The following is a 2,511-nucleotide window of genomic DNA, read 5'->3' on the forward strand; positions in this document are numbered from 1 at the left end:
GATGTGCATCGAGGTCTTGCCAAGATCGATACCAAGCGTTTTGATAGACATAGGTCTGTTCCTCCTTCATCGCCGTTCGGTTGTTCCTCCAAACAGCGTAATAGGGTGGGAGCAGGCCATTCCATTAAAAAACCCCGCCAATGGCGGGGTTTCCGGTAAGCGGTGTCCGGCCCGACGGGACGGGGCAACCGGTCTTACATCATGCCGGGCATGCCGCCCATGCCGCTCATGTCGGCCGGCGGGGTGCCGCCGTCGTCCTTGCTCGGCAGCTCGGCGATCATGCACTCGGTGGTGATCATCAGGCCGGCAACCGACGCGGCGTTTTGCAGCGCGGTACGGGTGACCTTGGTCGGGTCCAGGATGCCCATCTCGACCATGTCGCCGTACTCGCCGTTGGCGGCGTTGTAGCCGTAGTTGCCCTCGCCCTGGCGTACGCCTTGGACGACGACGGACGGCTCGCCACCGGAGTTGGAGACGATGAAGCGCAGCGGATCTTCCATGGCGCGCAGGGCGATGGAGATACCGGTCTGCTGGTCGACGTTCTCGCCCTTGAGCTCGCCCAGGCTGGACAGCGCGCGGATCAGCGCGACGCCGCCACCCGGGACGATGCCTTCCTCGACGGCGGCACGGGTGGCGTGCAGCGCGTCGTCGACACGATCCTTCTTCTCCTTCATCTCGACTTCGGTCGCGGCACCGACCTTGATGACGGCAACGCCGCCGGCCAGCTTCGCGATGCGCTCCTGGAGCTTCTCCTTGTCGTACTCGGAGGAGGTGTTCTCGATCTGGGCGCGGATCTGCTCGACGCGGGTCTCGATGTCGTCCTTGGTGCCGGAGCCATCGATGATGGTGGTGTTCTCCTTGGAGACTACGACGCGCTTGGCGGTACCCAGGTCATCCAGGGTGACCTTCTCGAGGGTCAGGCCGACTTCGTCGGAGATCACCTGGCCGCCGGTGACGATGGCCAGATCCTGCAGCATGGCCTTGCGGCGGTCGCCGAAGCCCGGTGCCTTGACGGCCGCGACCTTGACGATGCCGCGCATGGCGTTGATGACCAGCGTGGCCAGCGCCTCGCCCTCGATGTCCTCGGCGACGATCAGCAGCGGCTTGTTCGCCTTGGACGCGCCTTCCAGTGCCGGCAGCAGATCACGGATGTTCGAGATCTTCTTGTCGTGCAGCAGGATGTACGGGTCTTCCAGCTCGACCAGCATCTGCTTCTGGTTGTTGACGAAGTACGGCGAGAGGTAGCCACGGTCGAACTGCATGCCCTCGACCACGTCCAGCTCGTCCTCGAAGCCCGAGCCTTCCTCGACGGTGATGACGCCGTCCTTGCCCACGCGCTCCATGGCCTCGGCGATGATCTCGCCGACCTTCTTGTCGGAGTTCGCGGAGATGGTGGCAACCTGGGCGATCGCCTTGTTGTCGGTGCAGGGCTTGGAGAGCTGCTTGAGCTCGGTCACGGCTGCCTCGACGGCACGGTCGATGCCGCGCTTGAGATCCATCGGGTTCATGCCCGCGGCAACGGCCTTGACGCCTTCGCGCACGATGGCGGCGGCCAGTACGGTCGCGGTGGTGGTGCCGTCACCGGCGACGTCGGCGGTCTGGGAAGAGACTTCCTTGACCATCTGCGCGCCCATGTTCTCGAACTTGTCTTCAAGCTCGATCTCGCGGGCGACGGACACGCCGTCCTTGGTCACGGCCGGGGCGCCAAAGCTCTTCTCGATGACGACGTTACGACCCTTCGGGCCCAGGGTGACCTTGACCGCGTCGGCCAGGGTGTTGACACCGCGCAGCATGCGGTCGCGAGCGCTGGTGGAAAAGCGAACTTCTTTGGCAGACATACTCGATATGCTCCTTTATTGATTCGGTTCCGGGGTAGGGCGTTGGCCCTGCCGCGAGAGGGTTAGTCTTCGATGACGGCGAGGATGTCGTCTTCGCCCATCATCAGCAGTTCGTCGTCTTCGACCTTCACCTTGGTGCCGGCGTACTGGCTGAACAGGACCTTGTCGCCCACCTTCACGCCAATGGCGCGGACTTCACCCTTGTCGTTCGACTTGCCCGGGCCGGCGGCGATGATCTCGCCACGGTTCGGCTTCTCGGAAGCCGAGTCCGGCAGAACGATGCCAGCGGCGGTCTTGCGTTCTTCTTCTTCGCGCTTTACCAGCACACGATCATGCAAAGGACGGATTTTCATGTGGTTACTCCATGCGTTGACACAGGAAAAGGGGTTCGAACAATGTTTGAGCGCGCCGGGACGTTGTTAGCACTCGCCCGACTCGAGTGCCAATATTAGGAACGGCCCGAGTGATTTCAAGAGGTGAGGACGAAAAAAATTCACCGCCCATACGCCGGTGCCCAAGGAAGGTCTGCACGATTCGATGGCATCGCTGGCTCGCGGGTTTGTTCGCAATCAAGGCGCCGGACCGAAGACGGGCTCGTTGCCCGTCGAGGGACGGCAACGCCGAGTGCGGGCAAACCCGCGAGCCCCGTCCGGGCGGGCCTCCAAGGGCCCAT

The 2,511-nt window shown here is 63.2% G+C and carries 2 protein-coding genes; both read right to left on the reverse strand.

Annotated features, from left to right (window positions below; translation table 11 throughout):
- Positions 1-194: 194 nt before the first annotated feature.
- A complete protein-coding gene (gene groL / locus FAZ79_RS11245) occupies positions 195-1,838 on the reverse strand; it encodes a chaperonin GroEL (RefSeq protein ID WP_136868049.1) in 1,644 nt (547 codons plus the stop codon).
- 62 nt (positions 1,839-1,900) lie between these two features.
- A complete protein-coding gene (locus FAZ79_RS11250; protein ID WP_136868050.1) occupies positions 1,901-2,191 on the reverse strand; it encodes a co-chaperone GroES in 291 nt (96 codons plus the stop codon).
- Positions 2,192-2,511 lie beyond the last annotated feature (320 nt).

Origin of the sequence: Guyparkeria sp. SB14A, from assembly GCF_005096345.1 — a bacterium.
GTDB lineage: Bacteria > Pseudomonadota > Gammaproteobacteria > Halothiobacillales > Halothiobacillaceae > Guyparkeria > Guyparkeria hydrothermalis.

Bases quoted from the DNA above. Each gene is read 5' to 3' on its own strand.
- groL (WP_136868049.1), bottom strand. From the start codon at position 1,838: ATGTCTGCCAAAGAAGTTCGCTTTTCCACCAGCGCTCGCGACCGCATG.
- FAZ79_RS11250 (WP_136868050.1), bottom strand. From the start codon at position 2,191: ATGAAAATCCGTCCTTTGCATGATCGTGTGCTGGTAAAGCGCGAAGAA.